The sequence below is a fragment of the Paenibacillus sp. p3-SID867 genome (assembly GCF_025142895.1).
Taxonomy (GTDB): domain Bacteria; phylum Bacillota; class Bacilli; order Paenibacillales; family Paenibacillaceae; genus Paenibacillus_AQ.
This window is the reverse complement of the sequence record NZ_JAMBDM010000002.1, coordinates 489924-505953: the sequence shown is the minus strand read 5'-3', so window position 1 is coordinate 505953 and position 16030 is coordinate 489924. Positions and strand designations below refer to the sequence as shown.

The window sequence follows — 16030 nt, the reverse complement described above, 5'->3', positions numbered from 1 at the left end:
AGCTAGGACGATACTTAGGAACGGGTGAAGGTGAGGACGGATCAAAGATACTTTAATGGCCTGCGTGATAAGCTACCTTTAACCGAAAGCCAAATCCAGAGCTTACAGATCAATCACAGCTTTCTGCATGGACCGTCCGATTGTTATATTGAACATTAAAAAAAGAGAACACCAAGTCCCCAATAGACCTCGTGCCCTCGAAGGGTTTCATACTGAAATTTTTATTAAAAAAATGTATAATGCTTACCGCTCCTCACAGCTTACCTTAGCCAGCCTCACTTCAACGTCCTCACATCCACCGTATTGGATAGGACATCCACTTCATTCGGAATAATCCCTTTCTCAAACATATAATCGGCCACCGCTTGCCAACGTTGGCGGACGGTGTCATCAATCGGGTCAAACGGGTATAAAGAGCCTTCCAGCTGCTGACGCGCGACGGGTTCGGAGACGCCTTGGATGTCCTGAATTAATTGGACGGTGTGATCGACGTCGTCAGATAGAAGCGCGGACTCTTCATTCAAGCCTTCGAACACTTCATGGACGAGCTCAGGATGCTCCTTCAGGAAGCCGTTTCGCACAATATACACCGTATCGTTCTCGGATTCGATGTCGCCTGCGGAAATGACCAGCTCTGCACCGAAGTCGACGAGCGCCACGGCGGTGAACGAACCCCATGTCGCCCAAGCGTCGACTTGCCCGCTTTCAAAGGCAGGCCCCGCTTCCGTTGGCGGAAGATAGACGATCTCGACTTCGCTTGCATCGAGTCCGCCTTTCTCCAGTGCTTTATATAGTAGGTATTCGCCCGTGCCGCCGCGGTTGACGGCGATTTTCTTACCACGGAGGTCGGAAGGGCCCTTAATGCCGGCTTCCGGCTTGGCGACAATGCCTTGATTATCTTGATCGCCAGGCTGCTTCGTAAAAATCGTAAATTCCGAGGAGCCTCCGACAAGTGCGCTGATGGCTGCCGTAATCGAGCCGATCGTAATATCGATCGAACCGGCATTTAACGCCTCGATCGCCGGCGACATCGCGGCAAAACCGCCTGTTTTTTCAACTTTCGCTCCGACTGCTTCCAGCCTTTTATAGAGGGGACCGCCTTCATCGGATAAACTTAATGGCTGGGCACTGCGCAGTATGCCAAGACGAATGGGTACAGCCTCATCCTCAGCATTGCCTTGTTTCGCTTGACCGGCTTTACCACAAGCCGCTAACGTAACTAACAGAAATATGAATAGTACATGAAAGCTTATTTTTCGCATAGGACACTTCCCTTTTTGCCGGATCATTTAGTGGATTTGATGAGCCCAAGTGAAAACCTTCTCCTGTTCTTCTTGCTTCTGTATGGTTGCGGCCTGACGGTTCACGCGTAGATGGGGCAGGATGTATTCTCCTACACGGTAAGCTTCTTCAAGCAATGGAACACCGGAGAAAATAAACGTTGAAATGCCCGCATCCTGATACTCTCTTATGCGTGCCAGAACGGTTGCCGGACTGCCTACGATCGTTGTGCCCGGACCTGGTCGTACCAGACTCATCCCGGCCCACAAATCCGGATAAATCTCGAGCTCCCGCGCGTCTTTCGGGATCTGACCGTTGTGATTGCGAAGCATGCGCTGCTGCCCCACCGAATCGCTATTTCGAAGAATGGTCTGCATATTTTCCACGGTTTGCGGATCCATCGTCTTGAGCAGCCGATCCGCTTCTTGCCAAGCTTCTTCGTCCGTATCGCGAACGATCAGATACAGCCGGATGCCATACCGCATCGTACGCCCTTGCTCTGCAGCTAAAGCTTGAAGATCTTGAATCTTCTCGGCGACTTGCGGAGGCGTTTCGCCCCAGCTCAGATACGTATCGATATGCTTGGCTGCCGTGACATGAGCCGCTTGCGACGATCCGCCGAACCACAGGGGCGGCGTTGGTTTCTGCGTGGAGGAGAGCTGTAAGGCTTTGCCTTCGGCGGTAATATATTTGCCATGGTAATCCAGGTTTTCCCCGGCCACCGCTTGTTTCCACACCTGAATCCATTCATCCGTGTAGGCATAACGCTCATCATGCCCAAGCGTTGATCCATAGGCACGCATTTGCGCCGTGTTTCCGTTCACGATGTTTAATAATACGCGTCCTCCGGAAAAATCATCGAAGGTTTGCGCCATTTTCGCAGCGAGCACGGGCGAGATCAACGGCGGATGCACAGCGATCAGAAAGCGCATGTTGTTCGTGCTGGAGATGAGGGATGATCCAAGCACCCACGTATCATGCGGGCCCGTTGCCAGCAATGCGCCGGTAAACCCCAATTGGTCGACAGCCGAGGCAATCTGCCTTAGGTAAGGCAAATCGATTTTGCGCGCCCCCTCCGTTGACCAAGGACTGCGGCCATCCGGCGCGGTTAAATACCAATACACTTCAACGTTCTCTTTGTGTACAGCCATGCTATTCTCCTCCAATTTCTACGGGGACAGGTAAAACCGCCTCTGAAACGACTATTTCTTTGGGCAAAATATGCTGTCGTGCTAACAGATCGGCAACCCGCTGCTGTTCAGTTATAAATTCTTCGGTAATCGGCTGCAGCCCCCAAGGTCTCCGCTGAAGCGCGGCTTCCCATGAATCCACGGAAGGCCAATGGGGCAGGTCCCGGGCAAAAAGCTCTGCCGCTTCGCGCGTATTTTCCTGAATCCAACCATCGGCCTGCTGCAGAGCTTCGACAACGGCCTTGAGCAATTGCGGCCGATTCGTCGCAAAATCTCGGCTGGCAAACCATACGGAACGATGAGAGATATGGGATTCAAGCGGAACCAGCGTACGAATGAGTCCTTCGTTATGCAGCTCCGTAAGCTGCGGATCGTTGCCGACCCAAGCCTCCACTTTCCCGGCCAGCAATGCATTCGCCCCATCATTGCCTATATCAACTCGAGCGACATCATCATAAAGAAGGCCTTCTTTATCTAGCGCGGTTGCCAGAAAACTCGTATGCCATGACCCTTCGGAAAGCGCAATGCGCAACCCTTTCAAATCTGCAACGGATTGCACCGGCGTTGCTTTGCGAACGACCAATGCTCCGCTAGCTGTACGAGGATTCGATACCGCAACGTACACAATATCGATATCCGAAGCCTGCGCGGTTAACGGCGGCGTAGACCCTGTACCTCCAAAGTCGATCTCTCCGGAAGCAATACGCAGTGGCGTCTTTGCTCCATCGTTGTAGTCGACCCAGGCAACGGATGCGTTATAGTCTTTAAGAATCTCTTCTAAAAAGCCTAAGCGGCGCAATACGAATAACGAATGATTATTGGGATGAACGCCGATGGTTACGTCTGCTTTACTTTGAGTCATGTTGAGGGACACTCCTTTAGCAATGTTATATTCAGCTGCGGCTAACGGTTCTGGAAGAATCCAGTCCCATACGTTTACGGGATTCGGGAGGAAACCATGCTCGAACAGGAACCTGCTCTGGGCATCAAGCGCTGTTAAATAGTCTTCGCGTAGTGCCGGTCGAAGCGAAATATTGCGATAAGCGGATGCTACATATTCGGATGAAGCGCCGGTTTCCTTCGTAACGACCCGAATGAAATCATCGGGATGATCTTTGGACCAATCCGCTGCGCGAAGCAGAGAGGTGAGAATCTGTTCTACAACATGTTCCTGCTCCGTCAGTGCCGTATCGACCGTCACGGTTCGGGGCACGCCATTGTTGACTCGCACCAGCGGATCCGGATGGAACCCGAGCTCGATCACTTCCTTTAGGGCGGCCGTACGAGCGGCCTCAAGCCCGGTAGCTCCTTTGACAAAAACGGCATCGATCTCGCGCCGCTGCAGGGCCTCGATTTCGGTATTCCATGAATCCCTTCTTCCTTCAGGAACCGCCTCAAGATGAACGATGTTGACATCATCCAGCGTAAGATTCGCAAGTGAGAGCGCATTATGGTAACCGCGAAGCGCTTGGGCCGCTCGAAAATCGATTTCTAAATAGCGATGGCGAGGGATTCCGATTCGTTTTCCACGCAAATCGCCAGGCTCCTGAATACCCGAGTCAGGAAGGGTAAGGATCGCTTGATATTCATCGACCCAGCTTAGTCCGATAAGCCGCGTATCGCTCCCGGTGGAGCGCGCCCATAAAGCCGGAATGTTGCCTCCTTCCCGCACCAGGAAAGGCAAGGTGTGATTAAAATGCGCATGAGGCAAAGCGTGATTGGCGTTTCTTGTTAGTTCCGCCGCCGTGCATCCGGACTTTTCAAGCTCCTGTTGAAGAAGCCCGAGGTCAAGGGCCAAACTGGCTGCTGTCGGAACCGGGCAGCGTGTAATCCTGATTTCCTTAACGATTTCTTGCGGGTTATCGATGGTAGGCATGCTTCAGGGCTCCTTTCTTTTTTCGGTTTCACATCCGGTCATACGCTCGCTTGTGATCCACCTCCTTCAAGAAATGGTGTTTTGGCAATCCCCTCCCAAGCGGGATCGTGTTAGAAACCTATGACCCTTTCTTTAAGGGATAGGGGAGGTCTTCTGCTTCATGTCGGCTTGCCGTTTCGGTTATGCCCATGACCCGTTTCAGGATGTGATCGATGAATGCTGCCACTTCGGCATTTCCCCGTTGACGGGGGCGCGGGAAAGGGACGGCTCGATCCATTGCGATACGGCCTTCTTCAATGAGCACCACACGGTCGGCCAAAACGACAGCCTCTTCGACATCGTGCGTAATCAAGACGGTCGTGAATTGCTGCTGCTGCCACAGCGATTCGATTAATTGCTGCATTTCAATGCGGGTCAATGCATCCAGCGCTCCTAAAGGTTCATCGAGTAGCAATAATTTGGGCTGGCTAGCGAGCGCTCTTGCTAAGGCGACTCGTTGTTTCTGGCCGCCGGACAGTACCGACGGCCATTCATTGGCCCGTGCACTCAGTCCAACCTGCTCTAAAGCGGCTTCGGCTTTATGACGGTCTTCTTTTCGAAGTCCGATCGCTACATTATCGATGACCTTATTCCAAGGCAGCAGCCTCGCATCTTGAAACATCATGCGAGTTTCGGGATGTACATGCTGAACCGGACGGTCATTGATCCATATGTCTCCTGACGTGGATGGTTCCAATCCGGCGATCACGCGCAATAGCGTGCTTTTCCCGCAGCCGCTTCGCCCGATGATGGCAATGAACTCTCCTGGCTTCACGTCCAGCTCAATGCCTTGAAGTACAGGTTGTTCGCCGAAGCTTTTCTGTAATCTTGTTGTACGAAGATGTACACCATGGGTAGAGGAATTCAGGGTCGACACATCCTTTCAGAGCTTACTTTTGATAGTTCGGGTTCCATTGTAAGAACCGCTTCTCTAAGAGCTTCGCGATGGAATCGGCCAGCTTTCCAAATAAGGCATAAAGCAAAATGGTAAGCAGAATGATATCGGTTTGCATGTATTCTCTTGCGTTCATGGCCAGAAAGCCGATGCCTGAATTCGTAGCGATCGTTTCGGATACGATTAGGGTCAACCACATGATGCCTAAGGCGTAGCGTAGTCCGACTAGAATGGAAGGCAGTGCACCAGGCAGAACGACTCTCCAAAAGAGTGAAGCTGAGCGCAGCCCGTATACGTTCCCCATTTCGATCAACCCGTTGTCCACGGAGCGGATGCCGTGCAGGGTATTGATGTAGACCGGGAATAACACGCCGATCGCGACCAAAAATATTTTCGACTCCTCGCCAATGCCAAACCATAGAACGACTAGCGGAATCATCGCCAGATGAGGAACATTGCGTACCATTTGAATCGTGGTATCTAACAATTTTTCAGCGATGGAGGATAAGCCGTTCATAAAGCCAAGTACAAGACCGATCCCCCCGCCGATTAAGAAACCAATGAACGCTCTTTGAAAGCTGATCGAGATATGTTCGATTAATTCTCCTGACAACAGCAACTCCCTGAAAGAAAATAAAACGTCTTGAGGCAGGGGGAGGATTTTCCTCGATATCACATCAAGATTGGATAAGATGGACCACAGAACGATTAGTAAGATGGGGAGAACCCAAGGCAAACATTTTCCGATCAATGGGTTGGAAAGAAACTTTCTCATCACTTCAACTTCACCTAGCTTTCAAAAATAGGATGATCAACAATAAAAGGCCACAACGCCAGCAGAATATCCTGCTGAAGCTGTGACCTCCATTTGAATGGTCGGTATCTTTTTAATGTTTAATAATTCCTATAAGTTTAATATGGATTTGATTATACTTCTCGATTTTAGTTTCGTCAACCGGGAATATGAATGTATTCACACCATGAAAGGGGAAAGGGCTTGAGTTAACTAAAATCGGGCTCGGTACCATTTATAATAGGCTCGAAATGACGTTCAATTCCTGGGCACATCTTCAAATCTGCAGTATATTTAGAGAAGTAGATGATACCCATACGCATCACGAGGAGGTTCACGCAAACAATGGAAGCAAATATAGAAACGCTTCTCCGTATATTGGGAGAGCATCATAAAGAGGCCCACGGCATTTCGGAAGCGGACATTCAGGCTAAAGAACAAAGCCTGGGGTTTTCGTTGCCGACAGCATTGCGGGATTATTATATGGTTTTGGGACGATCCCCGTATATCACCCAAGGGTGCAATAACCAATATGAACCGCTCCAGCTGCAGGACGTGTTCATTCCCGATGATACTTTTTTTACGACAGACAAGGCGTTTCTGGTCTTCTATCAAGTGGAGGAGTCCGTGATCTATTGCGGGATTCGCATTCAGGATCTGGAGAAGGAGGATCCGCCGGTTTACCTGTGCGCGTGGAATTCCCCTGATTGGCAGCTGGAAAATCGATCGCTTCAACGTTTTCTCGCTGGCAAGGCACTGGTTCAGTTAGGAGTTGAGGATCGGCTGCCCTATTGGGCCATTTTTGATGAGAGCATGTGGGGCTTGTCCGATTACTGCAGCAGTATGCATTTGGAGCGAGAGCATGAGCTAGAAGAAGGGTCAGAGCTGAATGCATGGAAAATCTACGTAAAGGACGATGTGCTGATCGTATGTGAACTTGACGTATCCGAAGAAGAGACGGATGAGCCGTTGGCCATGTATCTGACCTCATTTCAGAGAGCAAGCATAGAAAGTCTGCTGAGCGAGATGGGTAAGGCAAGCAACTTGCCTACATTTCGCACGAATTTGTCAGCACAGTGACAGGTTGAGGGAGCGAGTACCACAAAGTAACTGCGAATGGTTGGTACGGTCCAATAGATTGAATGGGGAAATATATTGTAGATTCGTTTGCATCTCGAGAGAGGTGCTTTTTTTCGTTATAAGGTTCCTTACGATTTCTTCACTAATTACAGCAAGATTTGAAAAGTAAGGGCAGGCTATATTTGTTAAGTTATATTCGACAAACATATTAAGGAAGGGGACCGTAGCAAAAAGAATCAAAATATCCTCATTGGATGGTTAGAGTCGAAAACCTGTCATGTCGAGAAAGATGTGGCGATCATGTGATTAATATCTAGAAGTGGAGGAATCATCGTGAATATAGAGCTCAATACAGAGGTAATTAAATCAATAATAACGGCACATGTTCTCAACCGGTGGTCAGGATTTATGGCAATAATAGCGGGGATTCTATATATCGTCATTCAGTTTATCCACCCGACAGATGATATCTCTTCTGTGCACACAAACTCATGGGTAGTGGTGGCATGCCTGACTATGGCTATGTCGTTCTTTAACCTGATCGGAATTACAGGATTCTATGTACGCCAAGCGAAAGAAGCGGGGTGGCTTGGCCTGATCGGTTTCCTTTTGTTCAATCTGTTCTGGTTAATCTCATTAATCTTTAGTTTCATCGAGGCATTCGTTTTGCCGTTGTTGACAAGTGATGCTGATAAGTTTGTGGCAGGAATGGTTGGGCTCTTTGGAGGAACGGTCAGCGAGGTTCATCTAGGGATCTTCCCAATATTAGCACCGCTCGCGGGCGTATTGTATATGCTAGGAGGTCTCCTGCTAGGCATCGCTACATTACGTGCCAGAGTCTTCCCTCGCCCAGCAGCAATTCTGCTGGCCTTCGCTGCTGTAGTGACCTTTGCCGCTACAATTATCCCCCATCCGTTTGATCGGGCATTGGCGATACCGATGGGCGTTGCTCTGATATGGATCGGATATATTATTTGGTCGGAACGTAAGTAAACATCGAATTAGAGATGTGCAACATTAAATTTCCAGATCATCAGGGAGTTTCTTGATGGGTGCATAGATATGGTAGGCTGAATCCAGATTGTGGACGTCATTAAAAACCTGGATAAGCTCAATATCCGATTGATCGGACTCTTGCTTGGAAATCTTTAAGAATCTTGCATAGTCTGTTTTGAGCACTTCTCCAATATCAAGCAGGTCACCAAAATAATTGAACCTCGCACAAAAAATAGTCGGTACATCAACCGTGAAATAAAAGGGTTTATGAATTTGAATGTCACTTGGGATTCCGAACAGCACTTTGAACCGGGTTGAATTGGGTTGACAGTTTGAATAAATGACAAAACAAGAACCATTTATGTTCTCATCAATATGATTCAGCAGCATTGTTGAATGGGAGTGAATCTTCTGCTTGTAATCATCGGTGGCTAGGTCTACTTCAAAGGCAATCCCGCTGATTCGGGTCTCTTTGAACTCTGTCAGTGTGAAGTCCGTGACGATATCACCATGAATATTTTTAAATGGTCTTTTAACCACAGTAGGTATTGGAGTCGGAGAGATTTTTTTGAACCCTGCTCTTAGCGAGCTTGGAGATACGCTGTAATGTTGTTTGAACGCCCGGGTGAATGAGGCTTGCGTACCAAAGGCTAACTGGTAAGCAATATCGGTTAACGACAAGTTGTTGTTATAAATGAGTGATAAAGCGGCATTCAATCTTCTAGATAGGATGTACTGATTTAAGGAACAGCCCATCATGGCAGAAAAAAGCCTATGAAAATAATATTTAGACATATTGAAAGTAAGCGCAACGGATGACACGGATAAAGGTGTTTCTAAATTTTCCTCAATATGAATCAATGCTTGTTCTATTATCCTATGATGGTTCATACGAACTCCCTTGTCACGCTCTAATTTTTTGTGCTAAGTATACCACACGCGTTATACCGCTTAGAAGGCAATTCGCAATCTACTAACCAAGTATGTCATAAGCTAACTGGAAACGAAGTTTAATAAAAATAGCGGCCGACCAAGATTTATTTCTGACATCTTAGTAGCCGCTTTTTCATTAATTTGTCTTCAAATGCTCCTCAAGATATAACGGTGAATCATCTATCTAAGCAAGTACTCTCTCCCAAAATGAATAAGCAGCCCAGACCCTACCGCCCACAAGATAATACTAATGGTCTGCCAAATGATGATATTTTTCTTATCCGCATTGGCCATCGTGCAAATTAATGCGCCTATATGGTTAGCCCCAATGATTGGCCCTAATAGGGAAATGCCAGGAACGCCATATCGATTGAAATACACTTTACCTTTTTGAAAACGTCGATAAACAAAACTATCGCTTCTATCACTGAAAAATCTGGATTTGATCCACGAAGAGGAAATGATTACGGTCAAGACCGAAAGCCAGTTGCCCAAGATGGCCAGAACAGCAATTGGAATGAATGGGAGCTTCAGTAGCACTCCCAGAGGCACCGCTACATGAGCCTCGAGGAAAGGGATAAACGAGATTGCGAACACAGCTATAAATTGATAAAGAACTGGAATATGCTCTACTTTTTGCAAAATATCTTGTATCAATGTATTCCCACCTTAATGATAATATGGATGTTTTACTCCGACTCCGACATCATGCGCATGGCATCCTTGATGAAGACTTTTTCCTCATCGGTAAATGGATCCAATATATTGAATGTTTCAGCCTCGGGAGCATCTTCTTGAAGCTTTGCCATCTTGATTAGTGTTTGTTTATGGAGAAACATCAATCTCCTCATACATTCTAGCGCTTCTTCAGATTCAGGGCTTGTCTTTGACATGACTAAGTGTCTAATTCTTGAGAATAAGCTATAGTACTCTTGGTCGAGCTTGAATCGCTCTAGATCTCGAAAGTTATAGATTTTATACAGGTTCCGTTTGTTTTCATCCAGATTCTCTTCTTCCCAAAGGATGGAGTGCATAATAAAGCAAAAGGATCTGATATCCACTGAGTTTTCATTCGAAATGATCATATCCATATGATTTAATTGGTCGATCATATCCTGTATTCTTTCTAGCTCCGCAGTGAGCTGTTTTCTTTTGAATTGTATCGTGCTTTTGATCTGCTCTTGTTCGATATGGGCATACTGCAATATGTTCGCAATATCCTTCAGCGAAAAACCTATGAATTTCAATGCCTGAATCTGTTGGAGACGTACCAAGTCATCCCTACTGTACAGCCGGTGTCCGCCATCCTTGTAATCGCTGGGTGTTAACAAGCCGATTTTGTCGTAGTATCTTAACGTTCTGACCGATTCGCCAGTGTGGTTCGATAATTGTCCGATAGTCATCATTTGATCTAACATTTTAGCGCCTCATTTCGATGGATCTCTTTATTTTTGATGTAAGGTATTGCCGGATAATGATAAGGTTTCTGAAGAGCGATGCAAAACATAGCATACAATATGATGAAGGTTTCAATCATTAAAAACGTATACTTAAACCACTGGGGCAACCCTAGAACCAGAGAAGTCCCAAGCATGATTTGTACCGTCATTTTGTTAATTTCATTCTCGTCACCTTTCGTATAAGAAGTCTGAATCATATCTTAAAAGGTGACGCGGGTAGAGGTTCAAGCATTTTTTTAATGGGGGGAATAAGAAAAGACGGCGATAATGACTGACCGATTCTGTCAGGGATAGAGGGTTATAATTAGTTTTAAATAAGTCGATGTGTTATGAGCGGTGCTATATATATTGGTTTAGGAGGAACGATAATGGATTGGAATTACTATGATACGTTTATTACCGTTGCAACAGATTGCCCTGTTGAGACAGGAACGCAGCCGCCGGACAAGAAAGACGGAAAAACCAAGCCGGGCATCGAGTTTGAGTTAATCACGAGTAATCCGTACGCCTATACCCAGGAGGAGCTCTTGTACGAAGTGCATATCCGGCACAAAAACATTCCGGAGACGGAGTTAGCCGAGAGAGGGAACCAGATTCGAGACGAGTTTTTTAGGAAGCCGCAACCATGCTTGAGAGCATCGATGCTCCCGAAGAAATACGGGTGGGGGATTCATTTCAATGCGAAGGGGCAAATCGCGATCGTTCCGGTGGAATCCCCCGACTATCGGCGCTTTGTGGAAGGAGCCAACGGGAAGGTGAAGCTGCTCGCCGCTATGAGAAACAAGAAGAAGTGAGTGCAATCATAGGTTCAGTAGACACAATTACGCTAATGTGAACAATCGTTGAATCAAAAAAAGCAGGCAAAACTGGAATCCAGTTTTGGACTGCTTTTTTGGACTTTTATGATTTTGATCCGTGTAAATGAATTATTCGAAATGTTCGATAACAACTTTCCCAACCATTTTCCCGGATTCAACCATTCCATGGGCTTTTTTTAGATTTTCAGCATTAATCGGTCTAAGTACGTCGGTTAGGGTCGTTACTATTCTTTTTTGATCGATAAATTCTGATAAGGCAGAAAGTAATTGATGTTGTTCTTGCATGTCTTCTGTTTGAAACATGGCTCTCGTAAACATAAATTCCCAAACAAAGGTAGCACTTTTACTCTTGAGTACATTTAAATCTTGTTTCTCAGCTGTTTCAACAATCGAACAAATTTTGCCTTGTGGAAGTATAGAAGCCGCAATTTGATCCCAGTGTTGATCCGTATTATTTAAACAAAAGATATAATCAACACCTTTCAAGTTGATTTCTTCCAACTGTTCAACAAAAGGTTTATAGTGATTAATCACATAGTCCGAACCAAGTTTTTTGCACCAATTTATTGATTCTTGTCGGGAAGCTGTTGAGATAACCGTTAATCCTGCTAACTTTGCCAGTTGAATAGCTATAGAACCTACTCCACCTGCGCCACCTATAATTAAAATAGAACGTTCTTTATTTTTTTGTGTATTGTTCAAGTCGATACCTAATCGTTCAAATAATCCTTCCCAAGCGGTTATGGCGGTTAAAGGTAATGCAGCTGCTTGTGCATCATTAAGTGTTTCAGGTTTCTTACCAACGATTCTTTCATCTACTAAATGATATTCGCTATATGTTCCTGGTCTAGTTATACTTCCTGCATAATAAACCTGGTCACCTGGTTTGAATAATTTACAATTTTCTCCAACTTCTTCTACAATACCTGAGGCGTCCCATCCAAGAATCTTTGGTGTTTCCTCTTGTTTATCTTTAGGCGCCCTTACTTTCACATCAACCGGATTAATCGAGATTGCATTGACTTTAACTAAAATATCGCGTCCTACCGCTTTTGGCTTAGGTATTGTAATATCGATCAGACTTTCTGAATGATGAATGGGAAGGTATTTATACAATCCTACGGCTTTCATTTCCACCATATGATATCTCTCCTTTATTTTAAGATCAATTCAAAATGATAAGTACAGTTATAATATAGGTGATAATAATATAAAAAATAAGTACGCACATTAATGTTGTATAGTAACATTATGTATACTGTAAAAAGAGGTGTGTCGTGATGCGCAATCGAAAAAGTGGTTACGGAAAGTGTACGGATGGTCTTCAGCATGCTTGCCCCGTAGAGGTTACGTTAGATGTAATTGGGGGTAAATGGAAGGGTGTCATTATTTATCATTTACTTAACGATACGCGTAGATTTAATGAGTTTAGACGATTGGTTCCAGGGATTTCTCAGCGGATGTTGACTTTACAATTGAGAGAGCTTGAAAATGATGGGATTATTCATAGAGAAGTGTATAATGTCATTCCTCCAAAAGTAGAATATTCCTTAACACAATTTGGCCAGACATTGTCCAACATCATTATCCAGATGAGAGAATGGGGTGAAATATACGCTGAGCAAGTACAAACGCAAAAAACGAAAACATCAATATAGTTACAGTCGAGGTATCTAGCAAAGTTAAAATCATACTCTCAAAATAGAAAAAACGCTGTGCTTATCGTAAGAAGCTTACGAGAAGCATAGCGTTTTTCATGAATTCTATTATTTCAAATGTAAGGCTCAGTCAAAAAGTGCCCTGCCTCGCTCTACAACTTACTTCGCACTAGGCAGCAATTTATTCAACAAGATCGCTGCAAGTGAAGCAGCCAGAATCGGTGATCCGAGTAAATACTGCACGAACGTAGGCAGTGTGTACAAGAAATCTTTAGGAATGAGCACTAACGCTAACGTCAAAATCATCGGAATAGCAATAATGTACATTTCTTTTTCCCCGATTTTCACGTTCTTCATGACCTGGATCCCGTTAATCGAGATGATGCCGCAGACGATGGCGAATACGCCGCCGATGACCGCGGTTGGGATCGAGGAGATCAGCGCGGCCAATTTGCCAGAACAGCCGAAGAGGACAAACCATCCGCCTACCGCCAGGAAGACCCGGCGACTAGCCACACCCGTGATGGAGATAATCCCTGCATTCGTGGAATAGCCGGTAACCGGCGTGGAGCCGAGTCCCGAAGCAATCAGGCAGCTAATCCCTTCGCCAATCACCCCACGGTTAATGTTCTTATCCGTTAACGGTTTATCGATGACGTTACTGATGGCAAACCATGTACCCGTTGTTTCCGCCAGCAGTACGAGGTAAATGATGACCATGGTGATGATCGCCGAGAAGTCGAACGAAAAGCCAAAATCCTTAAACGGAATCTGCGGCATGCTGAACCACTTGGCGTTTGCAACAGCGCTGAAATCCAGCACACCCATAAAGTTGGCTGATATACATCCGATAATTAATGCAACCATCACGGACGTAACGCGGAATATCGCGCCTCTTGTTCGGAACAGAGAACCTAGGATGACGAACAAGATGAGTGCAGCCGCTGAGATCAGGGCCAGCAGCACATTCTGATTGATGGTAGCGTCCGTGGCGCCGTAGATATTGTCTCGAATCGCAACAGGCAATAACGACAGACCGACGATGAAGATGATCGTGCCCCCGACAATGGGCGGGATGAAGGATTTAACGATTTTATTGAAAACTCCCGTATATCCCAAAATAATCACGAGGATCGCGCCAATCAAGCTCGCGCCCAGCACGGAACTCCAACCCATCTCCCCTCCGCCGCTGGCGGCATAGATCGCTACAATCGCGCCGAGTGGAACATAGGAAGGGCCTTGCGCCATCGGCAGCTTCATACAGAAATACGTTTGCACGATCGTGGCAAGCCCGGCCGCAATAAACGTGGATTGGATCAATGCGCTGGACTGATTAGGCGCCAAGCCGATTAACATGGCAATCAGGAAAGGAACGACATAGACGTCCATCGCGACGACATGCTGTAAACCGAGAATGGCGGATTTCCCGAATGATATTTTGCCGTCGGGAGGTACCGTTAAATGCTGTGACTTCGTTTGCTCGTCATTTTGCTTGTCTGCTTGTGTATTCACTCCGCTGGACACCTCGAATGTTAGGATGAATTGCTTTTTGAACAACCTCTATCTTTCTTAACGCGTATGAACCTTTTCCCCTTGTACCCACACCTCGCGGATATGCTCAGGACGTGTCAGATACATGATCTTCTGAAAAATATCTTGTGCGTCTTCATTCTTATCAAAAATCGGCAGTTTGGCGGATGGAAGTCTCGTATCGATCACCTGCACATCCCATGCGTAGTTTTCTTGAATGCGGCCAATCGGCAAGCTCAGACATTCGCCGCCTCCGGCCGTGGCCAGATAGAATGCCTCATGGACCGTAATCCGCGACTCGGGCACGCCGCGAGATTCCGCAGGAAGGGAGGTGTTCACGCCATCTTCCAGCATCCTCGAGGACATTACGGCCTGTCTTATATTATCGAAGAGACTCGGTGAGAAGCCGCCGGATAGATCCGAGCCTAAACCGATCTCGACATTGTTGGCGTGGAAGCGGGCGACCGGGATGACGCTGTTGGCGAAATACGCGTTGGATATCGGGCAGTGCGCGATCGCGGTGCCGGTGTCAGCGAACAATTCGGCATCCTGGTCATCGAGAAAATTACAATGAGCCATGACCGATTTATCGCGCAGCAGGCCAAAATCATGCAGGGCAAACGCATCGTTTTTCTGGAACCGATCTTTCACATACCCGTGCGCCCAATCGCTTTCGCTGCAGTGGGACTGCACATACGTGTCGTATTTGGCTGCCAGCTCGCCTAGCCCCTTCAACCCCTCATCGGTGCAGCTTGGAATAAAGCGTGGGGTCACGACGGGATACACGCCTTGTTTGGTGGTCTTGGCGAGTTCCTGTACAGCGATAATAAATTCCTCCGTATCCGCCAGTGCCGTGGATGTGTCCGCATCGCGGTAGTAATCCGGATTCTGCTCGGGATCGTCCATGACGACCTTTCCGACAAGTCCGCGCTGGCCTTTGCTCGCACAGATTTGGGCTAACAACAAGCTGGCTTCTTTATGCACCGTGGCAAAATAAAGGGCCGTCGTTGTTCCGTTGGCCAGCAGGGTACTTACCACATCGTCGTAAACCTGTTGCGCAAACTCCAGATCGGAGAATTTGGATTCCAGCGGGAACGTATACGTATTCAGCCAATCGTAGAGTGGAATGTCCAATGCGGTTCCGGATTGAGCCCATTGCGGGGCATGAACGTGCAAATCGACAAAGCCAGGCAGGAAATACTGTCCTTCCTCTAGTCGGTGAAAGCTGTCAGTGCCTTGATGCATATCCAGCAAGGATTGATAGTCGGCGTCTTCCGGTGCCACGACTCGCTCAATCATGCCGTCCGTGTTGATGCAGTAAAGATAGTCTCTCAATACTTGAATTTCTTTGGGAGATTTGCTTGAAAAAGAAGTCCCTTGAAATAATAACATATATTTACTCATTTTTACCGCCTTAATGTTCGTTTTTTGGAGCGCTTTTGTCATTATAGTCCGTTAAAAAAGAGATGTCCATAGTTTAA

General features: G+C 46.7%; 15 protein-coding genes. 4 read left to right on the top strand and 11 right to left on the bottom strand.

Annotated features, from left to right (window positions below; genetic code table 11):
• Window positions 1–275: 275 nt before the first annotated feature.
• From M4D81_RS05545 to ssuC, 5 genes are all read right to left on the bottom strand, one after another.
• Window positions 276–1262: an ABC transporter substrate-binding protein gene (locus tag M4D81_RS05545; protein WP_260064913.1), complete on the bottom strand. Its 987-nt coding sequence runs from the start codon at window positions 1260–1262 to the stop codon at window positions 276–278.
• Window positions 1263–1289: 27 nt separating this feature from the next.
• Window positions 1290–2432: an LLM class flavin-dependent oxidoreductase gene (locus tag M4D81_RS05540; protein WP_260064912.1), complete on the bottom strand. Its 1143-nt coding sequence runs from the start codon at window positions 2430–2432 to the stop codon at window positions 1290–1292.
• A gap of 1 nt (window position 2433) precedes the next feature.
• Window positions 2434–4347 carry an aliphatic sulfonate ABC transporter substrate-binding protein gene (locus M4D81_RS05535; protein WP_260064911.1) on the bottom strand — a complete coding sequence of 638 codons (1914 nt, stop codon included), beginning with the start codon at window positions 4345–4347 and terminating at the stop codon, window positions 2434–2436.
• 118 nt (window positions 4348–4465) lie between these two features.
• The gene (locus M4D81_RS05530; protein WP_260064910.1) at window positions 4466–5263 is read right to left on the bottom strand and encodes an ATP-binding cassette domain-containing protein; all 798 of its coding nucleotides are present in this window, start codon (window positions 5261–5263) and stop codon (window positions 4466–4468) included.
• Window positions 5264–5276: 13 nt separating this feature from the next.
• A complete protein-coding gene (ssuC, locus tag M4D81_RS05525) occupies window positions 5277–6056 on the bottom strand; it encodes an aliphatic sulfonate ABC transporter permease SsuC (protein WP_220686437.1) in 780 nt (259 codons plus the stop codon).
• Window positions 6057–6419: 363 nt separating this feature from the next.
• Between ssuC and M4D81_RS05520 the strand changes: the two genes are divergently transcribed.
• Window positions 6420–7154: an SMI1/KNR4 family protein gene (locus tag M4D81_RS05520; RefSeq protein WP_260064909.1), complete on the top strand. Its 735-nt coding sequence runs from the start codon at window positions 6420–6422 to the stop codon at window positions 7152–7154.
• 408 nt (window positions 7155–7562) lie between these two features.
• Window positions 7563–8147 carry a hypothetical protein gene (locus tag M4D81_RS05515; protein WP_260064908.1) on the top strand — a complete coding sequence of 195 codons (585 nt, stop codon included), beginning with the start codon at window positions 7563–7565 and terminating at the stop codon, window positions 8145–8147.
• Between the two features lie 24 nt (window positions 8148–8171).
• Here M4D81_RS05515 and M4D81_RS05510 read toward each other — a convergent pair whose 3' ends face one another.
• The 3 genes from M4D81_RS05510 to M4D81_RS05500 all read right to left on the bottom strand — a co-directional run bounded on the left by M4D81_RS05510 (window position 8172) and on the right by M4D81_RS05500 (window position 10501).
• Window positions 8172–9041: a helix-turn-helix transcriptional regulator gene (locus M4D81_RS05510; RefSeq protein WP_260064907.1), complete on the bottom strand. Its 870-nt coding sequence runs from the start codon at window positions 9039–9041 to the stop codon at window positions 8172–8174.
• Between the two features lie 222 nt (window positions 9042–9263).
• Window positions 9264–9740, bottom strand: coding sequence for a small multi-drug export protein (locus M4D81_RS05505; protein WP_071221384.1), 477 nt, complete (start codon window positions 9738–9740; stop codon window positions 9264–9266).
• Window positions 9741–9772: 32 nt separating this feature from the next.
• Window positions 9773–10501, bottom strand: coding sequence for a MerR family transcriptional regulator (locus M4D81_RS05500; protein ID WP_260064905.1), 729 nt, complete (start codon window positions 10499–10501; stop codon window positions 9773–9775).
• Window positions 10502–10911: 410 nt separating this feature from the next.
• Between M4D81_RS05500 and M4D81_RS05495 the strand changes: the two genes are divergently transcribed.
• A complete protein-coding gene (locus M4D81_RS05495) occupies window positions 10912–11337 on the top strand; it encodes a DUF6157 family protein (protein WP_260064903.1) in 426 nt (141 codons plus the stop codon).
• A 132-nt stretch (window positions 11338–11469) separates the two neighbouring features.
• On the opposite strand, the gene M4D81_RS05490 is transcribed toward M4D81_RS05495, so the two are convergent.
• Window positions 11470–12492, bottom strand: a complete 1023-nt coding sequence (locus M4D81_RS05490) for a zinc-binding alcohol dehydrogenase family protein (protein WP_260065098.1) — start codon at window positions 12490–12492, stop codon at window positions 11470–11472.
• 149 nt (window positions 12493–12641) lie between these two features.
• On the opposite strand from M4D81_RS05490, the gene M4D81_RS05485 reads away from it, so the two are divergent.
• On the top strand, window positions 12642–13019 hold the full coding sequence (locus M4D81_RS05485) for a winged helix-turn-helix transcriptional regulator (protein ID WP_194545057.1): 378 nt from the start codon (window positions 12642–12644) through the stop codon (window positions 13017–13019).
• A gap of 159 nt (window positions 13020–13178) precedes the next feature.
• Here the strand turns inward: M4D81_RS05485 and M4D81_RS05480 are convergent, their stop codons facing one another.
• Window positions 13179–14531, bottom strand: coding sequence for a uracil-xanthine permease family protein (locus tag M4D81_RS05480; RefSeq protein ID WP_113060800.1), 1353 nt, complete (start codon window positions 14529–14531; stop codon window positions 13179–13181).
• Window positions 14532–14588: 57 nt separating this feature from the next.
• Window positions 14589–15953: a guanine deaminase gene (guaD, locus tag M4D81_RS05475; protein ID WP_260064900.1), complete on the bottom strand. Its 1365-nt coding sequence runs from the start codon at window positions 15951–15953 to the stop codon at window positions 14589–14591.
• Window positions 15954–16030 lie beyond the last annotated feature (77 nt).